The 19,084-nt window shown below is 64.1% G+C and carries 16 protein-coding genes; 1 reads left to right on the forward strand and 15 read right to left on the reverse strand.

Translation table 11 applies throughout. From position 1 onward, the window contains the following. Nucleotides 1-31 precede the first annotated feature (31 nt). The 8 genes from WBK23_RS13265 to selD all read right to left on the reverse strand — a co-directional run bounded on the left by WBK23_RS13265 (nt 32) and on the right by selD (nt 8,047). Nucleotides 32-805, reverse strand: a complete 774-nt coding sequence (locus tag WBK23_RS13265) for a CHAD domain-containing protein (protein ID WP_424484409.1) — start codon at nt 803-805, stop codon at nt 32-34. A gap of 43 nt (nt 806-848) precedes the next feature. Continuing rightward, nucleotides 849-2,843 (reverse strand): transglutaminase TgpA family protein, encoded by a 1,995-nt coding sequence (locus WBK23_RS13270; RefSeq protein WP_424484410.1) that lies wholly within the window; start codon nt 2,841-2,843, stop codon nt 849-851. Beyond that, nucleotides 2,840-3,796, reverse strand: coding sequence for a DUF58 domain-containing protein (locus WBK23_RS13275; RefSeq protein WP_424484411.1), 957 nt, complete (start codon nt 3,794-3,796; stop codon nt 2,840-2,842). Before WBK23_RS13275 ends, WBK23_RS13270 begins: the two co-directional genes overlap by 4 nt. Beyond that, the gene (locus WBK23_RS13280) at nt 3,793-4,710 is read right to left on the reverse strand and encodes an AAA family ATPase (protein ID WP_424484412.1); all 918 of its coding nucleotides are present in this window, start codon (nt 4,708-4,710) and stop codon (nt 3,793-3,795) included. Before WBK23_RS13280 ends, WBK23_RS13275 begins: the two co-directional genes overlap by 4 nt. A 241-nt stretch (nt 4,711-4,951) precedes the next feature. After that, nucleotides 4,952-5,560, reverse strand: coding sequence for a flavin reductase family protein (locus WBK23_RS13285; protein ID WP_424484413.1), 609 nt, complete (start codon nt 5,558-5,560; stop codon nt 4,952-4,954). Further along, nucleotides 5,560-5,838 (reverse strand): hypothetical protein, encoded by a 279-nt coding sequence (locus tag WBK23_RS13290; protein ID WP_424484414.1) that lies wholly within the window; start codon nt 5,836-5,838, stop codon nt 5,560-5,562. Before WBK23_RS13290 ends, WBK23_RS13285 begins: the two co-directional genes overlap by 1 nt. 74 nt (nt 5,839-5,912) lie before the next feature. Then, nucleotides 5,913-7,013 (reverse strand): tRNA 2-selenouridine(34) synthase MnmH, encoded by a 1,101-nt coding sequence (mnmH, locus tag WBK23_RS13295; RefSeq protein WP_424484415.1) that lies wholly within the window; start codon nt 7,011-7,013, stop codon nt 5,913-5,915. Continuing rightward, nucleotides 7,013-8,047 carry a selenide, water dikinase SelD gene (gene selD, locus WBK23_RS13300; protein ID WP_424484416.1) on the reverse strand — a complete coding sequence of 345 codons (1,035 nt, stop codon included), beginning with the start codon at nt 8,045-8,047 and terminating at the stop codon, nt 7,013-7,015. Before selD ends, mnmH begins: the two co-directional genes overlap by 1 nt. Before the next feature lie 108 nt (nt 8,048-8,155). Between selD and WBK23_RS13305 the strand changes: the two genes are divergently transcribed. Continuing rightward, nucleotides 8,156-9,181: a patatin-like phospholipase family protein gene (locus WBK23_RS13305; RefSeq protein ID WP_424484417.1), complete on the forward strand. Its 1,026-nt coding sequence runs from the start codon at nt 8,156-8,158 to the stop codon at nt 9,179-9,181. Nucleotides 9,182-9,351: 170 nt separating this feature from the next. Here the strand turns inward: WBK23_RS13305 and WBK23_RS13310 are convergent, their stop codons facing one another. The 7 genes from WBK23_RS13310 to WBK23_RS13340 all read right to left on the reverse strand — a co-directional run bounded on the left by WBK23_RS13310 (nt 9,352) and on the right by WBK23_RS13340 (nt 19,047). Then, nucleotides 9,352-10,047 (reverse strand): response regulator, encoded by a 696-nt coding sequence (locus WBK23_RS13310; RefSeq protein ID WP_424484418.1) that lies wholly within the window; start codon nt 10,045-10,047, stop codon nt 9,352-9,354. A gap of 11 nt (nt 10,048-10,058) precedes the next feature. After that, nucleotides 10,059-12,710, reverse strand: coding sequence for a DUF4118 domain-containing protein (locus WBK23_RS13315; protein WP_424484419.1), 2,652 nt, complete (start codon nt 12,708-12,710; stop codon nt 10,059-10,061). A 5-nt stretch (nt 12,711-12,715) separates the two neighbouring features. Continuing rightward, the gene (gene kdpC, locus WBK23_RS13320) at nt 12,716-13,282 is read right to left on the reverse strand and encodes a potassium-transporting ATPase subunit KdpC (protein ID WP_424484420.1); all 567 of its coding nucleotides are present in this window, start codon (nt 13,280-13,282) and stop codon (nt 12,716-12,718) included. 79 nt (nt 13,283-13,361) lie between these two features. Next, nucleotides 13,362-15,422, reverse strand: a complete 2,061-nt coding sequence (gene kdpB / locus WBK23_RS13325; RefSeq protein WP_424484421.1) for a potassium-transporting ATPase subunit KdpB — start codon at nt 15,420-15,422, stop codon at nt 13,362-13,364. Between the two features lie 12 nt (nt 15,423-15,434). Next, the gene (gene kdpA, locus WBK23_RS13330; RefSeq protein ID WP_424484422.1) at nt 15,435-17,135 is read right to left on the reverse strand and encodes a potassium-transporting ATPase subunit KdpA; all 1,701 of its coding nucleotides are present in this window, start codon (nt 17,133-17,135) and stop codon (nt 15,435-15,437) included. 8 nt (nt 17,136-17,143) lie between these two features. Beyond that, the gene (gene kdpF, locus WBK23_RS13335; RefSeq protein WP_424484423.1) at nt 17,144-17,233 is read right to left on the reverse strand and encodes a K(+)-transporting ATPase subunit F; all 90 of its coding nucleotides are present in this window, start codon (nt 17,231-17,233) and stop codon (nt 17,144-17,146) included. A gap of 275 nt (nt 17,234-17,508) precedes the next feature. Further along, nucleotides 17,509-19,047 carry a YdgA family protein gene (locus WBK23_RS13340; protein ID WP_424484424.1) on the reverse strand — a complete coding sequence of 513 codons (1,539 nt, stop codon included), beginning with the start codon at nt 19,045-19,047 and terminating at the stop codon, nt 17,509-17,511. Nucleotides 19,048-19,084: the final 37 nt, after the last annotated feature.

Below are 19,084 nucleotides of genomic sequence, written 5' to 3' on the forward strand. Positions count from 1 at the left end.
TGTCAGGGCGTTTCGGCCAATCAAGCCGAACTTATGACGACCTTTCGGCCAAATCACTCCGCAGCAGCGCCTGCAGGGCGTTATCCGCACGCTGCTCGGCCAGCTGCAGCGCCTGCTGCCAGCGCGGCACGCAGGGCTGCAAATCGCCCTGCGTTTCGGCGCATAGCAACCATTGCCAGTGATCGTGCCAAGTACCGAGGGCCGCTTGCGCCTGTTTCAGCGCTGCCTGAGTCGCGGTGCTCAGCCCCGCCAGCTGCGGATAGGCCTCGCCCGCATAACGCAGTCGCTTGACCAGCAGGCGCAGTCGGTGGCGATCGTGCCCCGGGTCGGCCAGGGCCAGCAGCAGCCGCTGGCGATCCTTGCCCAGGCGACGACTGATGCGCTGGCCCAGGCCACGTAACGCTCTGCTGCCTGCCTGTCGCCACAACGACGGCCAGTCATCCAGCGCCACTAACAGCTGCGCCAATTGCGCGCTGGCAAGCAACTCGGCATAGCCTTGCTGCACGAGCGGCTGGCGGACCTGCGCCGCAGCCGCCAAGCCATGCTCACGCAGATGGCCCTGCAACACCTCCAGATCGCGCAGCGGCCCCGTCAGGCGGCCCAACGCAGCAGCCTGTTGCTGCAGGTCACGGCACGCGCTCAGCGACTGCAACGGACGTAGCAGGCTGCGCAACTGACGCAGGGCAATACGCAGGTCATGCAAGGCTTCGTCGTCAGTGGTCGCGAGCAAACGCTCGCGGCAGGCAAATAGCCGAATCTGCACCCGTAACACTTGCGCTAACAGCTGACTCGCCAACGCTTGCATGTTTCTCCTTATGCCCTTCAGTGCACTGGCATCTCGTATAGGCTTATTCGTCCAAGCGCGTCAGCCGCCAGGGCAATGCGCGGCGCAATACGCGCAGGTGCTGACGCAATTGCACAGCGGAAACCGCCTGTCCGGCGTAGCGCTGCGCCTCGAAGGCCGCGGCAAACTCGGCAATTGCCTGAGCTTGTGCAGGCAGCGCCTGGGCGGCTCGCTCGGCATAATCGCGAGGGCCTTCGCCCGGCCTGCGTGGCAAGCCATGCCGAGCCAGCAAATGCTCGAAACGGCGGAACAGGCGCTGCTGTACATCAGGCTGGCGCTGCCAGGGTTTGAACAGCCACAGCGACAGCAAGCCCAGCACCAACCCGCCGCCACCGACCAAGCCGAGCACCAGCGACTGCGCGTCAATGCGCCCCAGCCAGCGCTGCAAGAACTCCAGCTGCTGTGCGCTCTGATAACCCAACACCCAGCGCTGCCAGCCGTAATTGAGGTTGTCCCAGGCCAAGCGAATCTGATTCAGCCAACCCAGGTTGCGGTAGCGCAACGGCGAAAAAGGCGAATCTTCGAGAAAGCTCTGCTCGCCAGCCAGGGCTTCTTCAGGGCCCATTTCGATGCGTTGCGGCGCGACCTGGAAGGTCGGGTCGACACTGACCCAGCCGCGCCCGGCCTGCCAGTACTCGACCCAGGCATGGGCATCGAACTGGCGCACCTGCACATAGTTGCCCGCCGGGTTGAACTCACCGCCCTGGTACCCGGCAACCACCCGCGCCGGGATACCTGCCGCACGCAACACATAGGTCATCGCCCCGGCATAATGGGCACAGAAGCCCTTGCGGGTCTCGAAGAGAAAATCATCGATGCTGTTCTCGCCTACAAGCGGCGGGCGCAGGGTGTAACCGTAAGGCTCGCGGTTGAAATGGCTGAGAAGTGCCTGCACCAGCTGTTCGGGCTGCGGGTACTGCGCCTTGAGCTGCTCAGCCCAGGCGCGGCTGCGCGGCTCGCCTTGCGCCGGCAGTTGCAGGTTGCGGCGCACGCCGCTGTCGCGCAGTTGCGGCTCGCGCAGCGCATCCGGCCAAGAGCTGGCCTGATAGATCAGCGACCGCTCAATCGGCGCGCGCCGTTGCAAGCGGAAATCGCTCATTTGCGCGGTCTGTTCCAGGCTGGTTTCGGCCACATCGAGGGCGAATAGCCAGCGCTGCGAGCTGGGCTGCATCACCACGCTGTAGCTCAGCGCCTCGCCCCGCTTCTGCCACTGCACGGTCGGCACCGCCTGGGCGTAGCTAGATTGCGACCAGCGCCGGCCATCGAACTGATCCAGCGTCAACGCCCGCCAGTACAGCTCGCTGCGTGGCGGCGTAGCACCGTCGAAACTGGCGCGAAAGGCCAGGGCCGCCGAGCGGCTCAACTCGGCGATATCCGCCGGAGCCATGCTGTCGGACAGCCCGGTATTGGCCTTGTTGTTCGGTGTCGGCAACGACCACAGCGGCCCCATCCGTGGGAAGAACACGAACAACAGCAGCATCAACGGCAGCGCCTGCAACAGCAGCCCGCCGGCCAGCCGCGCAGTGGGCCAAGGCTGCGTCGCCAGGCTGCTCTGCTGCAAGCCAATCAGCGCCGCCAGCAAGGCGAGCACTGGCAACAGGCTGTACAGCGCCATCAGCATGCTGTCATCGAATAGGTAGGCGGTAACCACCACAAAGAAGCCGAGGAAGATCAGCACCAGCGCGTCACGCCGGCTGCGCATCTCCAGCAGTTTGAGCAAGAAGGCAGCGATCAGCAGCACCACGCCAGCATCCAGGCCGACCAGGCTGCCACGCGAGAGAAACACCCCCAGGGCGGAGGCCAGCATCAACCCAACCTTGGCCCAGGCATTCGGATAACGCGCGCGCATGCGGAAAATCTGGATACGCCAACCCGCGCAACCCAGCCAGAGCGCGATGATCCACACCGGCAGATGCACCAGATGCGGGATGATCACCAGCACCTGCGCCACCAACAGCCAGGTCAGGCTGATGCGGGGAATCGCCTGCAGCCGGCTCATGACGGTTGACCGTACAAAGCCAGGGCCCGCAGGCAGGCATCGCGATGGATCTCGCCGCTATCCACGCCCAACAGGTTGTCCGGCAGGCTCAAGGCAAACGGCTGCTGGCGCTCGGAGAGCTGCAACACCCAATGACAGAGCAAGGACAGCCGCGCTTCGGTATCGCCCGCCAACGCGGCGAAATCCAGATGCAGGTCGCGGCCACTGATCGACGCGAAGTCCTTGACCAATAAACCCTGACCACGGGAGTAGGCCTTCCAGTGCAGGCGGCGCTTCGAGTCACCCGGCTGGTAGCTTTTCAGCCCCTGATAATCATCCACACCTTGACCATGGGGGCGGCTGCCCTGCTCGTCCGGGTCCTGGTTGACGCCTGCCGAAAGCGGCAGATCGCCGGCCAGCGGGCGTGGGTAGACCAGCACTCGCTGATCCAGATCAACCCAGCTCCAGGCCACCAGGATGCCCAGCGGAAAACGGCTCTCGACGCGCAAGCGCCCCGGCCGCAACCAGCCACGCTGCAGGGCCGGCAGGCTCAGCAGGCTCTCGCTGACGGCTAGCGCCGGTACATCCTGCGTCTGTAATTCGGTCGGCGGCCAGCCCAGGCTAATGGCCTGATAGGGCCGCTCGCTGCTTTCCAGACGCACGCGAAACACCGCCTGTTCGCCCATAAACACCGCCGGCGCGCTGCCGGCCTTGAGAATCAAACCCGCCAGGTTGCGGTAGGTGTGCAGAATGGCCACGACAAATACCGAGGCCAGCAGAAAGGTCAGCGAATAGGCCAGGCTGTTCTGGTAGTTGATCGCCGCCAGCAGCATCAGCAGCAGCGCCAGCATAAAGGCCGCACCAACCCGGCTGGGAATGATAAAGATCCGCCGCTGGTTCAGCCGTACGCTGGCGGCGGCCGGAATGCGCCGGGCCAGCCAGCGGTTCCAGCGCGGCCGAAGGGCAGCGATCAAAGCGCCGGCACCTCACGCAGCAACCACTGCACCAGGCTGCCACCATCATGCCCGGCCGGGTCGGCGCGTTCACGCAAGCGATGGCCGACCACCGACGGCAGCACCGCCTGCACATCCTCGGGAATCACGTAATCGCGCCCCGCCAGGAAGGCCCAGGCCCGCGCCGCCGCCAGCAGCGCCAGGCTGGCGCGGGGCGACAGGCCCCAGGCGAACTGCGGTTGCGTACGGGTGGCATCGACCAGCCGTAGCACGTAGTCGATCAAGGCATCACTGGCGCGCACCTTCGGCACTTCCGCCTGCAGCAGTGCCAGCTCGCTGTGATCCAGCAGCGCCGGCAGGTTCGGCAACAGGGAGCGGCGCGAATCGCCCAGCAGCAAGGCCTTCTCCGCCGCCTTGCCCGGGTAACCCAGCGACAGGCGCATCAGAAAGCGGTCGAGCTGCGATTCCGGCAAGGCGAAGGTACCGCCCTGGCTCACCGGGTTCTGCGTGGCAATCACGAAGAAGGGTTCTGGCAACGGGCGGGTAGCGCCTTCGATGGTCACCTGCCCCTCCTCCATGGCCTCGAGCAGCGCGCTCTGGCTTTTCGGCGTGGCGCGGTTGATCTCATCAGCCAGCACCAGCTCGGCGAAGATCGGCCCAGGGTGGAAGATGAACTGCCCGGTGTCCTTGTCGAACACCGAGGTGCCGAGGATGTCGCCGGGCAGCAGGTCGGAGGTGAACTGGATGCGCTGAAAGCTCAATCCCAGCACCTTGGCCAGGGCGTGGCTGAGGGTGGTTTTGCCCATGCCGGGCAAGTCCTCAATCAACAGGTGACCCTGCGCCAGCAGGCAGGTCAGCGCCAGGCGCACCTGCGGCTCCTTGCCCAAGAGCACCTGATTGACGGTCTGCAGCACAGTTTCCAGTTTGGCGCGCATGAATCATTCCTTTAAGGCTGATTCGCGATGCTACTGCGCCAGCCCGGCACGGCATAGCCACTGGAAACCTTTACTGACGAACTTGTGACACGGATGCCTCATGACTGGATTCGGATCTCGCGAGCTAGAGCGAGACAAGGCAGAAATGGCCGAGGGCGCGGAGTTTACTGGCTGTAAATGAGCAGCCTGAGGTCATTTCTAACGCCGTATCGCCGACGCGCAGCAGATCCGATACCGGTTATCAGGACGGCCGCGTCAGATCAAAGCGCTGACTGGTACGGGTGTAGGCCGTGCCGCCAAGGCGGCCGACCAGGTCGAGCCTGCCGGCATCGATGCGGCCTTGCTCGTTGAGCACCTGCTCATCGATATGCGCGAGCAGCACCTGAGCAAACAGCAGGTGACAGTTGGGCGCAGCCGGCGGATACGGCATGGCCTCGACCAACTTGCACTCGAAGGCCACAGCCGCACCGACCACCCGTGGCGGCTTGACCTGCACCGACGGCAGGCTGGCGATGCCGCAATGCTCAAACTCGCTGATGCCGTAAGGCAGCACCGCGGCGCTGGCATTCATCGCCTCGGCCTGGGCGAAGGACACCAACTGGATCACCAGTTCGCCCGTGGCCTGCACATTGCGCAGGGTGTCCTTGAGGCTGCCATCGGGGCGATGGTTGACGTTGACCATCAGGGTCGGCGGGTCATCGCTGATCACCTGAAAGAAGCTGAACGGTGCCAGGTTACTGACACCCTCCGCCGACAGACTTGAAACCCAGGCAATGGGCCTGGGCGTGACCGTCGAGGCCAGCCAGCGGTAGCGCTCGAGCGGGGTAAGCGCGGTGAAATCCAGCTGCATCAGCGCCCCGCTCGCGATTCGCGGATGTAGAAGCGCGCACGTTCGGACTTGGCGGTGCAACCCTCATAGCCCTCAAACTGCTGCTGGGTCTTCGCTGCGGTGAGCAGCGACACCGCCTTGGAGTAGCTCACGGTCCCGGCAAAGCCTTCGGCCTTGGCCAGGTCCAGTTCACGCCAGGCGGCGTCAAGCTGGTTGGCGCAGCTGTTGCGATACGCCGTTTTGCCGGCGCAACCACTGAGCACCAACAGCAGCATGGGCAACACGATCCACAGTTTCATCAGGTAACTCCCAGAGTAATAAAAATCGGCAACTCGTCTGCTATGACGCGCATGCCCGGTAAAAGTGCCGTGCCTCAAACCTGCCCGCGTTGGCGCAAGAACGCCACCACGGCCGCCTGCTCACCGACAAACTCGATGCGCCCGGCCTTGTTCTCGCGCTGGAACACATACATCGGGTCGTAGTACTCCACCAGCAGCGCCTCGATCCAGCCGCGGTGGGTATCGACCACGCCGTCATTGGCCTGTTCCAGCAGCGCCTGATCCATGATCGCCGCCAAACGCTGAAAACGTTCGCCGCCGAGGCGCTTGAGGATATTTGCCAGGCTCTGCTGCAGGCGTTCGGCAAACACCTTGAAGCCCTCTTCTGGGCCGAGCAAGGCGATAAATTCAGCGCTCAGGTCAATCACGTAGTCCCTGAGGATGCGCTCGACCCGGCTGGCCAGGCTGTCCTCCAGCCACACCAACGGGAAGGCCTGCATGCCCTGGTACAGCTCCAGCGGCAACGAGCACTTGCCGACGATCCGGCCCTCGTCTTCCAGCACGAACTGCTGCTGGCCGGCGGCGCGTTTGCGCAGAATATCGATGGCCAGGGCGTTCTCGAAATCGATCTGCGCCGGCTGAGCAGTGGCGCGCTTGCCGAAGCTGGAACCGCGGTGGTTGGCATGGCCTTCCAGATCCAGGCTATTGCTCAACTGGGCGATCACTTCGGTTTTGCCGGTGCCGGTCATGCCACCGACCAACACGAAATCGCACTGTTCGACGGCCTGCTGGGTGGTTTCCAGCAAGAAGCCGCGCATCGCCTTATAGCCGCCCACGACCTTGGGGTAGTCGATGCCCGCTTCGCTTTTCAGCCATTGCTGGACGATCTGCGAACGCAAGCCGCCGCGAAAGCAATACAGGTAACCCTCGGGATTGGCCTTGGCGAACGCTGCCCAGGCTTCGATGCGCTGAGCCTTGAGCGCACCGCTGACCAGTTGGTGACCCAGTTCGATGGCCGCCTGCTGACCCTGCTGCTTGTAACAGGTGCCGACCTTCTGCCGCTCGCCATCGTCCATCAGCGGCAGATTGACCACCCCGGGAAATGCGCCCTTGCTGAACTCAGCCGGCGCACGGGCATCCATCATCGGCGTGTGCTGGAGAAACAGCTGACGGATATCGCGGATATCCTCACGCATCAGAGCACCTCGACGGCGTAACGCTGTCGCTCCAGCAGTTGGCCAATCGGCTCCAGTTGCAAGCCCAGTTCGGCCGCCACGGCGAGGAACTCCGTCTCGCCTTCGGCGCTCACCGCCACCAGCAAGCCGCCACTGGTTTGCGGGTCACAGAGCAACTGCTGATGCCGCTCACTGAGCGGGGCCAGTTTCTCACCGTAACTGTCGAAGTTGCGCAGCGTACCGCCCGGCACGCAGCCCTGCTCCAGGTAATAGTCGATACCCGGCAGGCGCGGCACCTTGGCGAACTCGATACGCGCGGTCAGGCCACTGCCGTCGGCCATTTCCAGCAGATGGCCGAGCAGGCCGAAGCCGGTCACGTCGGTCATCGCGGTAACCCCGGCCAGCTTGCCGAAGCGGCTGCCCGGTTTGTTCAGGGTGCACATCCAGTCCCGCGCCAGGCCGACATCCTCCGGACGCAGCTTGGATTTCTTCTCGGCGGTAGTGAGGATGCCGATGCCCAGCGGCTTGGTCAGGTACAGCTGGCAACCGGCGCGGGCAGTGTCGTTGCGCTTCATATGGCGCTTTTCCACCAGCCCAGTCACGGCAAGGCCGAAGATCGGTTCCGGCGCGTCAATGGAATGCCCACCGGCCAGGGCAATACCGGCCTCGTCACACACCGCGCGGCCGCCACGAATCACTTCGCGGGCCACTTCAGGCGGCAACAGATTGACCGGCCAGCCGAGAATGGCGATGGCCATCAGCGGGTCGCCGCCCATGGCGTAGATGTCGCTGATCGCATTGGTGGCTGCGATACGGCCGAAATCAAAAGGGTCATCGACAATCGGCATAAAGAAATCGGTGGTCGACACCACCCCACGCTCTTCATCGATGGCATACACCGCCGCATCGTCACGCGAGGTATTGCCCACCCAGAGTTTCGGGTCGAGGTTCTGTGCGCCACTGCCCGCCAGGATCACCTCCAGCACCTTGGGAGAAATCTTGCAGCCACAGCCAGCACCGTGGCTGTACTGGGTCAAACGGATGGGCTCGCTCATTGGATTGCTCGTATCGCCTCGACAGGCGGCGAGTCTAGCAAATCGCGCCTTGGCGGCGCGTGGTACGGCGCGTATGTTCGGACACTAATGTTTGGCGGAGGTTACTGAATGAGCAAGCGCATTGCGCTGGTACTGGGTTCCGGGGGCGCACGCGGTTATGCGCATATCGGCGTGATCGAGGAACTCGAGGCCCGGGGTTACGAGATTGCCTGTATCGCCGGCTGCTCGATGGGCGCGGTGGTCGGCGGCATCTACGCCGCCGGTAAGCTCAACGAGTACCGCGACTGGACCCAGAGCCTGGACTATCTGGACGTGCTGCGCCTGATCGATGTGAGTTTTCGCCTGGGGGCGATTCGCGGCGAAAAAGTGTTCGGCAAGATTCGCGAGATAGTCGGCGAAATCAATATCGAAGAGCTGTCCATCCCCTTTACCGCCGTGGCCACCGACCTCACCAACCAGCAGGAGATCTGGTTCCAGGAAGGCTGCCTGCACCAGGCCATGCGCGCCTCGGCGGCGATTCCCAGCCTGTTTACCCCGGTGGTGCAAGGCAAGCGCATGCTGGTCGACGGCGGCCTGCTCAACCCGTTGCCCATCGTGCCGGTGGTGTCCGCACACTGCGACCTGATCATCGCGGTCAACCTCAACTCGACTAATCAGCAGCACTATGAACTGCCGGTGATCGAACGCGCGCCAGCGCTGAAGGGGCGTTTCGACTTACTGATGAGCTCACTCGGCTCACGCCTGCCCTCGTTCAAGCGCAAACCCGGCGAAGACGACGAACTGCTTCTGCTCGAGGACAACAGCAACCCGCTGCAAGCCGAAGCGATCAACCCCTGGCAACAGAGCCCCCGGGGCAACCTGGACAAACCGGCCGCGCCGAAATCCGCCAGCGGTTCGCGAGTCGCCGACCTCAGCGGCCCGGCCTCACTGCTGGAGCTGATCAACCAGAGCTTCGAGGTGATGCAGACCTCATTGGCGCAGTACAAGATCGCCGGTTATCCGCCGGACATCCTGATCAACGTACCCAAGCGCGTCTGCCGTTTCTTCGAGTTCTACAAGGCACCGGAGCTGATCATGCTCGGCCGGCAGATCGCCAGCGATACCCTAGACAAGTACGAGCGTGGCGACCGCTAGAGCTTTTTACGATCTGCTGCGCGCCGGCCATCCAGCGTTAAAAACAGCCTCGGAATGCTCATTTACAGCCAGTAAACTCCGCTTCCTCGGCGTTTTGACCAGCCGGAGGCTGTTACTAACGTAGCGCCTTGTCTGGCTCTAGCTCGCAAGATCCTAAAAAGCTCTAACCCTTAGGCTGAATCCCGTAGGCGATAACCGACACCTGCCTCGGTGACGATAAAGCGCGGCGCGGTGGGGTCATCGCCGAGTTTCTGCCGCAGATGGCCAACCACCACGCGCAGGTAGTGGCTGTCCTCGACGTGGCTCGGTCCCCAGATGTCCTTGAGCAACTGCTGCTGGGTTACCACCCGGCCGATATGCCGCGCCAGTTGCGCCAACACCGCGTACTCCTTGCGCGTCAGGCTGATTTCGAGGTCATCCAGACTGACCCGCCGGTAGGCGAAATCCACCTGTAGCGGGCCACTGCTGACCGCTGCGCTGGCCTGTTCCGTGCCGCCGGCCAAGCGCAACAGCACGCGCACGCGGGCGAGGAACTCCTGAATGCCAAAAGGCTTGGTCACGTAGTCATTGGCCCCACCGTCCAGCGCCAGGACTTTTTCGCCTTCGCTGGCGCGCACCGAGAGCACCAGCACCGGCACCGGCGACCAGGCGCGCAATTCGCGCAGCACCTGCTGGCCGTCCATGTCCGGCAGGCCGAGGTCGAGCACCACCAGATCCGGCTTGCCCAGTGCCGCCTGGGCCAGGCCCTCGCCGCCATTGGCCCCTTCGAGCACCTTGTAGCCTTGCGCGGCGAGGCTGATACGCAGGAACTTGCGGATCTGCGCCTCATCGTCGATGACCAGAATGGTCGCTTGGTTATGACTCATGCAGGTTCCACTTAAAGGTCTTCTTCCATCAGCGGCTGCGGGTGCAGCGGCAGGTGCAACACCAGGCTCGCACCCTGGCCATCGAGGCCATCACCAACGCTGACGCGGCCACCATGGGCACCCAGCATACCCTGACAGATCGCCAGACCCAGCCCGGTACCCTGCCCGCCCCGATCGCCACGGGCGGCGGTGTAGAACATATCGAAAATCTTGCTGCGCTCGTGCTCGGGAATCCCCGGGCCCTGGTCGCTGACGCTAAAGCGCAGCTCCTGTGCATCGCAGTCTATCGCCACGCGCAAGCGCCCTTGTGCCGGCGAGAAGCGCGCGGCGTTCTCCAATACGTTGACCAGCGCCTGTTCGATCAGCGCGGCATGCACATACAGCAGCGGCAGATCACGCGGCACCACGATCTCGACCTGCAGCGCGGCCAGTACCGGACGCAGACGCTGCACGGAGCTGGCGACGATATCGGCCGGGGCCACCCAGTCGCGCGCCAGCTTCAAGCCGCCATGGCCCAGGCGGGTCATGTCCAGCAGGTTCTGGATGTAGCGGTCGAGGCGCTCGGCCTCGTCGCGGGTGCCTTCGAGCAACTCACGGCGATCGGCCAGGGGGATCTGCTCGCCAAGGGCCAGCAGGCTGTCGATCGAGCCACGCATGGCGGTCAGCGGCGTGCGCAGGTCGTGCGATACCGAGGCCAGCAGCGCACTGCGCAGCTCCTCGGTCTGCCCATGCAGGCGCGCGGCCTCGAGGTCCGCGGCCAGTTGCGCGCGCTCCAGCGCCTGGGCCAAGGGCTGGCCAAGGGCGGTAATCAAGCGGCGCTGCTCAGCCGGCAGTGCGCCGCCGTCCTTGGGGCTGACGCCAAGCAATGCCAACGGGCCTTCCTCGCCCGACAACGGTGACCACCACCAACGACCACCCGGCAAGGTGCCCGTGCCCAGGCCGGCCGGCTGGTCGTGTTGCCAGGACCAATCGGCCGCCGCCCGCTCCTGCTCGGTGAGCAGACGCTGGACGCCGGCCTCGACCTTCCATACGCCATCGCTGCTGCGTGCCAGCAGGCTGATCTCAACCTCATGCCACTGGGCGAACTGCTGAATGGCCGCCGCCAGCACAGCCTGGCGGTCGGTGGCGGCGGTCAGCTTGCGTGACAACTCGAGCAAAGCGGTGGTTTCCGCCTGGGTCTGGCGCAGCGCCTGCAACTGGCGGCGCTGACGGCTGGCCAGGTTGCCAGTCAGCCCGGCCATGACCAGGAAGAACAGCAGGGTCAGCACATCTTCCTGGCGTTCGATGGTCAGGGTGAAGGTCGGCGGGATAAACAAAAAGTTGTAAGCCAGAAATGACAAGCCAGCGCAGGCCAGCGCAGGCCCCAGGCTGCTGCGCACCGCCACCACCAGCACGGCAGTGAGAAAGATCAGCGAGATATTCGGCAATTCGAGGAAGCGCGACAGACCTAGCGCCACGCCACTCGCCACCAGAGTCGCGAGCGCGGCCTGCAGGTAATCCGCCCAGGCCAGCGGTTGCGCACGGCGACGCACGGCCGGGGCCTGATCGGCCTCGGTATCGAGCACACTGATCTCCAGCCCATGGCCCTGCGCCAGCAAACGCTCGGCCAGGCCACGACCGAACCAGCGGCGGCGCAGGCGCTGACGGCTGCGACCAACCAGCAACAGGCTGGCACGCCGCTCGCGGGCGTGTTCGATCAGGGTGCGCGACACCACCTCGCCGCGCAAGCTGACCACCTCGCCGCCGAGGCGTTCGGCCAACTGCTGCGCCGCTTGCAGATTACCCAGGCTCTCTTCGTCACGTTTGCCGCCGGTGTCCACATGCAACACCGACCAGGGCAGATGCCGCCGCTCGGCCACCCGACAGGCATGCCGCACCAGGCGCTCGGCCTGGGCATCACCGTCGATGCCGACCAGCAAACGCCCGCGCACGGTGGGTGCCTGCTGGCCTTGCTGGCGATAGCGCCGATTAAGGTCGGCATCCACCCGCGCGGCGGCGGTCTGCATCGCCAGTTCACGCAACGCGGTGAGGTTGGTCTGGCTGAAGAACGCATCGATAGCCGCACGCGCCTGTTCGGGCACATACACCTTGCCCTCGCGCAGGCGTTCGAGCAGTTCGCGCGGCGGCAGGTCGATCAGCAGGATCTCGTCGGCTTCCTGCAACACCCAGTCCGGCAGGGTTTCGCGCACCTGCACGCCGGTGATATCGCGCACCTGGTCGTTGAGCGCTTCGAGGTGCTGCACATTGACCGTGCTGTAGATGTCGATGCCCGCATCCAGCAGCTCCTGCACATCCTGCCAGCGCTTGCTGTGACGACTGCCGGGGGCGTTGCTGTGGGCCAGCTCATCGACCAACAGCAACTTCGGCGGATTAGCGAGGATGCCGTCGAGGTCCATCTCGTTGAGTGCGACCCCACGGTATTCCAGGCGCTGCTGCGGCTGCTGTGGCAAGCCGGTGAGCATCGCCTCGGTTTCCGCGCGGCCGTGGGTTTCCACCACCCCGACGCGCAGGTCGACGCCCTGGCGCAGTTGCGCCTGCGCCGCCTGCAGCATGGCGTAGGTCTTACCCACGCCCGGTGCCGCCCCGAGGAAGACCTTCAGCCGGCCGCGCCCTTCTCGCGGCATCTCATCAAGCAGGGCATCGGCCCGTACGGCATCACTCATGCAACTTACTCAGCTTTAGCGGGAGGCGAATTGTCGGCCAGCGCCAGGTTCAGCGCCAGTACGTTAACCACAGCAGGTCCAACCAATGGTTTTTCCACATGCTGCTCGACCAGCCGCTCCAGGCTAGCCGGCGCAATGCCGCGGGCAGCGGCAATACGGGCGATCTGGAACTGTGCTGCCGCTGGCGACAGGTGCGGGTCGAGGCCGCTGGCCGAGGTGGTCACCAGCTGCATCGGTACCGCGCCCTGGCCTTCAGCCTGCAAACGCTGGGCATCTGCGGCGATACGCTCGGCCAACGCCGGGTTGCTCGGCGCCAGGTTGCTCGCGCCGCTGGCCACGGTGGCGAAACCGGCGGCCGATGGACGCGACTCAAACCACTCGGCACCGCTAAATGGCTGCGCCAGCAGGCTGCTGCCGCGCACCTCACCCTGGCTGTCACGTACCAGGCTGCCATTGGCCTGCTCGGCGAACGCCAACTGGGCAATCGCGGTAACGCTCAAGGGATAGGCGACGCCGGTCACCAGGGTCATAAAAGCCAACACGCTGATGGCTGGACGAAGTTGTTTAAGCATGATGATTCTCCACTCTTCACTTGTGAGGTGGACAGCACGGGGCCTGTCCACCATTGCGCAATACGGGTCGCTTAAGCCGTTAAACCAGGCCGATCGCCACCAGCAGCGCATCGATCACCTTGATCCCGACAAAGGGCGCAACCAGGCCGCCCAGGCCGTAGATCAGCAGGTTGCGCCGCAGCAGGCTGGCGGCATCGGCGGCCTGCACGCGCACCCCACGCAGGGCCAGGGGGATCAGCGCGACGATGATCAGCGCGTTGAACACGATGGCCGAGAGAATCGCGCTCTGCGGACTGTGCAGCTGCATCAGGTTAAGCGCGCCGAGTTGCGGGTAGATGCCGGCGAACAGCGCCGGGAGGATGGCGAAGTACTTGGCCACATCGTTGGCCACCGAGAAGGTGGTCAGCGCGCCACGGGTCACCAGCAGCTCCTTGCCCACCTGCACCACGTCGAGCAGCTTGGTCGGGTCGCTGTCCAAGTCGACCAGATTCGCGGCCTCGCGGGCGGCCTGGGTGCCGTCGTTCATCGCCAGGCCGACGTCGGCCTGGGCCAGCGCCGGGGCGTCGTTGGCACCGTCGCCGCACATGGCGACCATCTTGCCTTCGGCCTGCTCGGAGCGGATGCGTTGCAGCTTCTTCTCCGGAGTGGCTTCGGCGATCAGGTCATCGACGCCCGCTTCGGCGGCAATCGCGGCGGCAGTCAGCGGATTGTCGCCGGTCACCATCACGGTGCGAATGCCCATGGCGCGCAGCTCGGCGAAACGCTCGCGAATACCCGGCTTGACCACGTCCTTGAGGTGGATGGCACCGAGCAGTTTGCCGTCACCGGCCACCAGCAGCGGGGTGCCGCCGCTCTGGGCGATCTTGTCGACCTCGCGGGCCAGCGCAGCCGGCATCTGTTCGCGGCTCATATTCAGGTAGTTGAGTACCGAATCGACCGCACCCTTGCGGAACACATGGCCATTCCAGTCGGCCCCCGACAGACGCGTTTCGGCGCTGAAGGCAATCGACTTGATCGAACTGTGCTCCGGCTCCTGCATCGGGCTCAAGGCCCGCAGGTACTCGACGATCGACTTGCCTTCGGCAGTGTCGTCGGCCAGCGACGCCAGCAGCGCCGCCTCGCTGAGGTCCTTGCCGGACACGCCTGGGGACTTGATCATCGCGCTGCAACGACGGTTGCCAAAGGTGATGGTGCCGGTCTTGTCCAGCAGCAGCACATGCACGTCCCCCGCCGCTTCCACCGCACGGCCGGACTTGGCGATCACATTCAGGCGCACCAAGCGGTCCATGCCGGCGATGCCGATGGCCGAGAGCAGGCCGCCGATGGTGGTCGGGATCAGCGTCACCAACAGCGCCACCAGGTACACCAGCGGCAGGTCACCGCCGGAGAACCGGGCAAACGGCTGCAGGGTCGCCACCACCAGCAGGAAGATCAGGGTCAGGCCGATCAGCAGGATATCCAGCGCCACTTCGTTGGGCGTTTTCTGCCGTTTGGCACCTTCGACCAGGGCGATCATGCGGTCCAGGGTCGATTCGCCCGGGTTGGCGGTGATCTTCACCAGCAGCCAGTCGGACACCACACGGGTGTTGCCGGTCACGGCCGAACGGTCGCCACCGGACTCACGGATCACCGGCGCGGATTCACCGGTGATCGCCGCCTCGTTGACCGCGGCGATGCCTTCGATCACCTCGCCGTCGCCGGGGATCAGCTCACCGGACTCGACCCGCACGATATCGCCACGACGCAGGCTGCTGGCCGCCACGGTCTCGAACTGCTGGCCCTTCTGCCGGCGGGCGTTAAGCCCCTGACTGCCAGCCTTGAGGCTGTCGGCACGGGCCTTGCCACGACCCTCGGCGAGGGCCTCGGCGAAGTTAGCGAACAGCACGGTGAACCACAACCACAGGGCAATCTGCACGGCCAGGCCGGTAGACACCTGTGGGTTGGGGATAAAGCACAGCACGGTGGTGACCACGGCAGTCAGCTCGACCACCAGCATCACCGGCGAGCGCAGCAACTGACGCGGATCGAGTTTGACGAAAGCCTGACGCAGCGCGGGCTTCCACAACGCGGCGATCGAGGTTTTCGGTTGCTGCTGGGCGCTTTTCAGCACCTGGCTTTTTACTTGAGTCTGGGCATTCATCATGGTTCTCCCTTAGAAGCCCTGGAACATGGTCAGGTGCTCGGCAATCGGGCCCAGGGCCAGTGCCGGCAGGAAGGTCAGGCCACCGACCAGCAGAATGGTCAGGGTCAGCAGGGTGACGAACAACGGGCCATGGGTCGGGAAGCTGTTGCTGCCCACCGGTGCGCGCTTCTTCGCCGCCAGGCTGCCGGCAATCGCCAGGATCGGCAGGATGTAGCCGAAGCGGCCGAGCAACATGGCCAGACCAATCATCAGATTGTGATACGGCGTGTTGGCACCAAAGCCGCCAAAGGCCGAACCGTTGTTGGCAGTGCCTGAGGTGTAGGCATAAAGAATCTGGCTAAAGCCGTGGGCACCTGGGTTGGTGACCGAGGCTGCCGGGCCCGGCAGGCTGGCCGCCAGGGCGCCGAATACCAGCACACCAATCGGCATTACCAATAAGGTGGCCACCAGCAGGCGCACTTCGCGGGCTTCGAGCTTCTTGCCGAGGTATTCCGGGGTGCGGCCGATCATCAGGCCGGCGAGAAATACCGCAATCAACACGAACAGCAGCATGCCGTAGAGGCCAGCACCGACACCGCCGAAAATCACCTCACCGAGCATCATGTTGAACATCGGGATCATCCCGCCCAGCGCACTGAAACTGTCGTGCATGGCGTTGACCGAGCCGTTGGAGGCGGCCGTGGTGGTCACGGCCCACAGCGCCGAGGCCGTGGTGCCGAAGCGGCTTTCCTTGCCTTCCAGCGAGCCGCTCTGCTCGATCGGCAGCGCGGCCAGGGCCGGGTTCGGCTGGTACTCGGCATACAGCGTGCTGCCCAGGCCGACGCTGAACAGAATCAGCATGCAGGCCAGCAGCGCGCGGCTCTGACGCAGGTCCTTGACGTAGTGACCGAAGGTGAACAGCAAGGCCGCCGGAATCAGGATGATCGAGGCCACCTCGAACAGGTTGCTCCAGGCCGTGGGGTTCTCGAACGGGTGCGCCGAGTTGACGCCGAAGAAGCCGCCGCCATTGGTGCCCAGTTGCTTGATCGCAATCTGGCTGGCCGCAGGGCCCAGTGGCACGACCTGATCGGTACCGCCAAGGGTGTGTGCAGTCACGTACTCGAGGAAGGTCTGCGGCACGCCCTGCCAGACCAGGAAAATCGCCAGCAGCAGGCAGAACGGCAGTAGACCGTAGAGCGTGGCACGGGTCAGGTCGACCCAGAAGTTGCCGACGCTGTTGCTCGAACGCCGCGCGATACCGCGGCAGAACACCACCAGTACGGCCAGACCAACCGCCGGGCTGACGAAGTTCTGCACGCCGAGGCCAACCATCTGGCTGAAGTAGCTGAGTGAGGCTTCACCGCTGTAGGCCTGCCAGTTGGTATTGGTGACGAAGCTCACGGCGGTGTTGAACGCCAGGGTCCATTCCAGCCCCGGCAGCTGCTGCGGGTTAAGCGGCAAGCCGCCTTGCAACATCAGAATGGCGAACAGCGTCAGCAGGCTGACCAGGGTGAAGGCCAGCAGCGCCAGGGCGTAGGTTTTCCAATCCTGTTCGGTCTTGCTGTCGACCCCGGAGATCCGGTAGCAGAAACGCTCAACCGGTTGCAGCACAGGGCTTAGCCAGGTTTTCTCGCCTTCCATCACCCGGTACAGGTAACGCCCGACAAAGGGCGCAGGCAGCAGAACCAGGGCGAAGAACGCCAGGATCAAGGTGAAATCGTAACTGTGCATATGCGCTCCTACGCCTGATCAGCGCGCAACAGCGCAACCAGCAAATAAATGAAAAGTCCCAGGCCCAGGCCCAGGGACACCCCGTCGAGAATGCTCATGTGTTTGCTCCTTGTTGCGGTGGCTACCGCTTGGGGCAAATTGTCGGCAACCAGGGCGTAAAGGAACGAGTGCCAGGAGCTGGCCTGCGCATAAAGAATGCGTAAAGAAGCGCTCTAACTCAGCCAGAACAGCGCTAACCAGGGGGACGAGAAGGGATCAGCAGGATTAAGCGGCGGATTAACGGCGCAAACAAAACGGCCAAGTGCCTGCTGTTGCAGATCACTTGGCCGTATCGGTACCGAGGGTGTGCGCTGGGCAGAACGCCCGGCGCGGGTTACTGCACCTGGCTGTCGCCCTCGCCCGCTGCCGGGTCTGTGCTCAGGGCGCTGTCCGTGACGCCACCCAGGCCGCCACCACTGGCCAAGGCCATGGCGAAGAACTGCTCGGGGGTCATCGCCTTGCCGTTGAAGGTCACCAGATCGTCGGCGTAATGCAGGCTGGAGCTGATGTCCTCACCCTGCAGTACCGCCAGTTCACTGGCCACCGCCATACCGCTGGCCATTTCGCCCATCATGGCCGCCTGCTGGGCAATCGCTTCCTTGTCGGTTTCACCGGCAATCGCCGCCTGCACGCCGACCACATCGCCGATCATGGCCTTGGACACCAGCAGTTTGGCATCGAGCTGCGTGATCAGCTGCTTGGCCAGCTGCGGTGCCGGCAGTTCGAAGGACAGAGGTTTGTTCAGGTCCAGCGCCAGGCTGAAGCTGCTTTCGCCATTGGCGGTCTTGAACGAGAGTTTTTCCAGGGCCAGGCCCGGCTTGCCGGCCAACAGTTTTTCTATATCGCTCTTGAACAACGCAGCCTGCTCGTCGGTCAGCTGCGGCATACCGCTTTCACTGTCGACCTTGCCGGCCTGAATAAGGTCGCCGTACAGCTCGATCATCGATTGCAGGGCCACGGCGTCGAGGTTCTTCACGCTCCAGAGCATCTGCGACGAGCCGATATCGTTGCCCTGATAACTAATCATGCCGATGTCGTAGCTGTAACGCGCCGACAGTTGCTGATTGCTTTCGCTGGTTTCATCACGCTGGCTGAAGTCCTTGAGCAGGATCGGCGCGTTCTCGCCGACCTGCAGCTCGATGACCTGCATGCGCACCTCGTTCTGCCCCAGGTAGAAGCCGCTGCTGCCCCTGCGGGTCTGGCTGTCGATGCTGAGGCCCTTGAACTCGAGGTTCATGCGCTCTTCGGTGGCCAGTTGCGAGGTGATCTTGAACCGCTCCATCGCGCCGGTAGCGGCGATTTTCTCGGCATCGGCGCTGCTGTCGAAGTCGACAGTCAGACCGCTGAAGTCGACCGTGGTCTTCTCATCCAGCGCCACGTTCAGCGGCTGCAGGTTGAGGTTGCCACTCACGGAACGGTCATAACCGAGGCTGACCTGGCCATTGACGGGCGCACCACCCTGGCTGCCGGCAAACCATTTTTCCAGCTCGGCGCTGCGCTCCAGCGCATAGTTGCTGGTGGCCATGACTGGCATCAATTTGAGGGCTTTAACCCGCGACAACGGCAACGGCCCGTGCTCGATATGGTCGGTGACGACCCATTCCAGATTGCTCGGCTCAGCACCGTCCAGCGAGCCGCTGAACTTGACGCGGTAACGCGCGTCGCTGCTGAACAAGGCACGCTGCAGCGACAGCAACTCAACCGATACAGTGATGCCCACAGCCGGCAGGGTTTTCGCCATTTCCTCGTTGGCCTGCTTGATCGAGGCATCCAGCACCGCGGGCAGTTGTTGCCCGGTGTACCAGGCTCCGGCAGTGCTCAATGCAGCAATGACGACGATAACGCCGGCAACGCTGCCTGCAATTTTTTTCATAGATAAGTCTCTGCGAGTCCGTTTTTGATGTGGGGTC

The sequence above is a fragment of the Pseudomonas sp. genome (assembly GCF_049653025.1).
Lineage (GTDB): Bacteria > Pseudomonadota > Gammaproteobacteria > Pseudomonadales > Pseudomonadaceae > Aquipseudomonas.